Below are 4,416 nucleotides of genomic sequence, written 5' to 3'. Positions count from 1 at the left end.
AGGAGTGGATCACGTCGTTTGCTGTAATCAAAAAACGAATCTTTTTACCCACTGGCACAACAAGCTCGTTATCGACTTCTAGGAGATAGTTTTCGTTTTTCTCTTTGGCGTTATAGATCTCTTCTTTTGGGGTCGATAGATTACTAAAGAAGTCGACGCCTTCACCCAGATACTCATAGCGCCACTTCCATTGATAGCCGGTGATTTTGATATCAACATCAGCATCAGAAGTGTCGTACATTTCAATTAAGGTTTTCGTGGCGGGAATCGCCATGACAATAAGGATGATCGCTGGCACGATGGTCCAGATAATCTCGATGGTGGTGTTCTCATGAAAATTTGAGGCTACCGCACCTTTGCTCTTACGGTGCTTAAAAATCGAATAGAACATCACCCCAAAAACCAAGACGCCTATCACAACACATATCCAGAAAATGGTCATGTGTAGGTCATAGACCGAGTGACTAACATCAGTCACCCCTCGAGGCATATTCAATCCATATTCTGCGCTAACATCCGCTGCATAAATTGCAGACAGCAGCAGACTCAGCACCATAACTAGGCGTGATCGCATTACGGGTCTCCACAGATTATTATTTTTGTTCCTGTGAGGCTTCCTACTACTGATTACTGCTTAAAAGAAGCTCAAGTAACAGTGACTTTATTTTTCTTGTGCCTAGTGAGTATAGCGATGAATTTTTTAGGTACGCAATGCTTTTTTTGGCTTTTTTATAACCAGCGCAGATTTTATTCAACTGCACCAAAATAGGTCGGCTAGCTAAACTAGTGGATAGACTTTGGATCGAGAATTTTCACAGCCGCAACATCGTCTTCAGCGCCGGCCTCTTCGAACTGATTAACGCGCGTTTGAATTTCACTTGAAACAACATTAGCCACCTGCTCTTCAGTAAAGTCGCACGACACACATTCACGCAAGCTTTTACCTTCTTTCTCGAAAGTAACAAGTCTATCCATCTCACCACAACGCGGGCAAACCGCCCCCGCAATAAATCGTTTAGCCGAACTATCTGCCATGTTAGACACCCATTTGCTTTAACAATGCTTCAGAGCTGGGCATTCTACCTCGAAACGACCTAAACATCTCTCCGATATCACCCGCACCACCACGCTCAAGAATCTGATTCTTAAACCGCGCACCCGTCTCTGCATTAAAAACACCTTCTTCCTCAAAAGCAGAAAACGCGTCGGCCGACAACACCTCCGCCCACTTATAACTGTAATAACCCGCGGCGTATCCGCCAGCAAAAATATGAGAGAAGGCATTTGCAAAACGCGCATAGTCTGGAACGGGAACAACAGACACCTCTTTCTGGACCTCCTCAAGACAAGATTGGATATCCGTTTTCTGACTTTGATATTGATGGTGTAAACGAAAGTCAAACAAGCCGAACTCTATTTGCCGAAGTGTTTGCATGCCAGACAAAAAGGTCTTAGCACTCAAGAGTTTCTCAATCATGATCTCAGGTAGCGCCTCACCGGTTTCAACATGACTGGAAAGAAATGCCAACGCCTCTCGCTGCCAACACCAATTCTCTAAAAACTGACTGGGCAGCTCCACTGCGTCCCATGGCACACCCGAAATACCCGACACTTCCGGATAGGCAACTGCCGTCAAACAATGGTGCAGAGCATGCCCAAACTCATGAAACAGCGTCACCATCTCAGAGTGTGTTAACAAACTCGGTTTATCTTCCGTTGGAGACGAGAAGTTGCATACAAGAAAAGCGACCGGACGAATCACACTATCGTCACTGAACAGCGTCAACTTATGGCAAGGCGCAACCCAAGCCCCGCCGCGCTTACCCTCGCGAGAATACAAATCCATATAAATATAGGCCTGCTCTTTGCCGTCTTTTTCAATACAAAAGCAGCGTGCATCAGGCACAGGTAAATCTACTCCATTAACTTCTTTCAATTGCACGCCGAACAGCCGACCTGCAACCTCAAACAAGCCGCTCAAAACAACAGGCAAAGGAAAATAGGGGCGAATCTCCTCCTGATCCAAATCAAACTGCTCCTTGCGCAACGATTCAGAAACAAAAGGCACATCCCAAGCCTCAAGACGACACAGCCCAAAGTGGTCTTTTGCGTAATCTGTAAGCGACTGCATCTCTCTTTTCGCCAAAGGCTTGGCTTTAGCGAAAAGCTCTTCTAGAAAATTCAGCACCTGCTCAGGGCTCTCTGCCATTTTTGGAAGAACCGATAAGCTCGCATAAGAGGGAAGATCGAGCAGCGATGCCTTTTGCTTTCGCGCCTCCATGATCTCCACCATTACTTCCTCATTTGCGTGTTCAGGAAGATGACCACCCTCGATAGAGGCCCGAGTAATGAAAGCCCGATACAATGCCTCGCGAACAGAGCGGTCTTCGCAATACTGCATCACGGGAAGGTATATGGTTATATCCAAACCAAGCAGGTAGCCTGAATTGTAGCCTTTCTGTTTCGCTCGCTCAGAGAGCCGCTCAAGGGTGGCATCAGGCACGCCCTTTAACACATCGGCAGTATCAATATACAAAGACCAAGCCTGCGTCGAATCGAGTACATTCTCAGCAAAGCGGTTACTTAAAGCGACGAGCTTTTCGCTTAACTGCTTAAAAGCATCTTTTTGATCTTGCGGCAACGCGACGCCGCTAAGGCGAAAACCGCGCAAAATATTTTCCAATACTTTGCGTTGCCCGTCATCAAGACCTTCTGCGGCAGCATTGACTTGCTCGTAAATTTTGAACAGAGCTTCGTTCTGGGAGACCTCAGATCGAAATCGCGTCAGCTTAGCCGACAACTCGTTATACACCTCGCGAAGGGTTTCGTTATCATCAACCGCCTTTAGATGAGAAAGGATCGACCATACGTGATCAATCCTCCGGCTAAGATCGCTTAAAGGCGCAACCGCAGAGCTCCATGTTGGATTTTCTTGCGAAATCACTTCCGCCAAGCTGTCTTGATAATCTGCAATCAACGCCTCAATAGCAGGCGCAAAATCGTGTGTTGAAAACTCATTGAAAGCGGGTAACTGCTGTTCCCGCAAAAGTGCTGTAGACATTAAGCCGACCCTAGAACTATATTGGTCTGAAGAAAGGGAATTGAAACATATTACTCTGTTCTTTCCCTGTAACAATTCACAAAGATTGGAATAATGCCATGAATTCTGTCCGCAAATACCTTGAGCATTCGCCATTGCTAGGCGAGCGCGTTTTTGTTGACCCAAGCGCGCTGGTCCTCGGAGATGTGCAACTGGGTGATGATTGCTCTGTTTGGCCTATGGCCGTCGTCAGGGGTGACATGCATAAGATAAGGATAGGAGATCGAACCAGCGTACAAGACGGATCGGTATTGCACATTACCCACGCAGGCCCTTTTAACCCAGACGGCTACCCCCTCATCGTTGGTGATGACGTTACGGTCGGACACAAAGCCTTGCTTCATGGATGCACAATCGGCAACCGTGTTTTGATTGGTATGGGTGCGATCGTTATGGACGGGGCAGTGATCGAAGATGAAGTTATTATTGCCGCCGGTAGTACCGTGTCTCCAGGCAAGCGCTTGGAATCAGGATATGTGTATAGAGGCAGCCCAGCAAAACAAGCGCGGCCGATTAGCGACAAAGAAAGAAACTTTTTTACCTACAGCGCAAATAATTATGTAAACCTGAAAAATAAGCACTTAGAGGATTTGAAAGAGCAAGGCCTGCTCTAATTTAGGCGACGCCATTGAAAAGACATCAAGATACAAAGAGCGGTGATTCACCGCTCTATCGATAACACTAAATCGCGCCGTGGGCCAGCAAGACTTCCAAATAAGGCGCAGCCTTTCCAAAGCCTTTTATTCTCTCTGACAGCGATTCGTTCTGAGGATTTTTCGCGTTGATATCTCTACCCGCCTCAACAAAAAACGGCACGAACCGCGCAAAGAACTCAGGTGTCATGTATTGATATGCTTCTTTCAGAACATGATAATCTGCATGTGTGTCGTCCCTCGGCTGCAACCCTAAAAACCCCTTTATACGCTCATCACTCCACTCTTCGCCTTCAACCTTAGGCTGGCTTGGACCACTCATTTACTACTCCTAAACTTTGTTTCTTTTGACTAGATATTAAAAGCTGATGCCCAAAGATTGGCACTCCGGGTCATAGATACTAATTTCAACTCGTCTGTTCTTGGCTCTGTTCTCAGCCGAATCGTTTGGTGCTAAAGGGTTTGTCTCGGCTCGTCCTGCTGCGATGACTCGATTCGCATCAATCTTATTGTTAAATATCAATTGATGCACCACACTGACGGCCCTCGCCGCAGACAAATCCCAGTTTGATCGAAAACGATTCCCTGTTACAGGCAAGTCATCGGTATAACCCGATACTACAATTTCTCCCTGGCAACTCGCCAGAACGTTTTCAATCTTTT

Annotated in this window: 6 protein-coding genes; 1 reads left to right on the top strand and 5 read right to left on the bottom strand. The window is 46.6% G+C overall.

The window, feature by feature from the left end; all coding sequences use genetic code 11:
• From A3751_RS04890 to A3751_RS04880, 3 genes are all read right to left on the bottom strand, one after another.
• Positions 1–574, bottom strand: a 574-nt coding sequence (locus A3751_RS04890; protein WP_197466180.1) for a cytochrome c oxidase subunit II, incomplete at its 3' end; no start/stop codon positions are given.
• A 209-nt stretch (positions 575–783) separates the two neighbouring features.
• Positions 784–1,035 carry a YheV family putative zinc ribbon protein gene (locus tag A3751_RS04885; RefSeq protein WP_068452883.1) on the bottom strand — a complete coding sequence of 84 codons (252 nt, stop codon included), beginning with the start codon at positions 1,033–1,035 and terminating at the stop codon, positions 784–786.
• 1 nt (position 1,036) lies between these two features.
• Complete coding sequence (locus A3751_RS04880) at positions 1,037–3,061, bottom strand: M3 family metallopeptidase (protein ID WP_068452880.1); 2,025 nt, start codon at positions 3,059–3,061, stop codon at positions 1,037–1,039.
• Positions 3,062–3,159: 98 nt separating this feature from the next.
• Between A3751_RS04880 and A3751_RS04875 the strand changes: the two genes are divergently transcribed.
• Positions 3,160–3,714 (top strand): gamma carbonic anhydrase family protein, encoded by a 555-nt coding sequence (locus A3751_RS04875; protein ID WP_068452873.1) that lies wholly within the window; start codon positions 3,160–3,162, stop codon positions 3,712–3,714.
• A gap of 67 nt (positions 3,715–3,781) precedes the next feature.
• On the opposite strand, the gene A3751_RS04870 is transcribed toward A3751_RS04875, so the two are convergent.
• Entirely contained in the window at positions 3,782–4,075 is a 294-nt protein-coding gene (locus A3751_RS04870; RefSeq protein WP_068452870.1) for a PA4642 family protein, read from the bottom strand.
• Positions 4,076–4,111: 36 nt separating this feature from the next.
• Positions 4,112–4,416 (bottom strand): OmpA family protein (locus tag A3751_RS04865; protein WP_156492258.1); only part of this gene is annotated, 305 nt, incomplete at its 5' end.

The organism is Oleiphilus sp. HI0080 (genome assembly GCF_001635135.1).
This window is presented reverse-complemented; position numbering and strand designations above follow the sequence as displayed.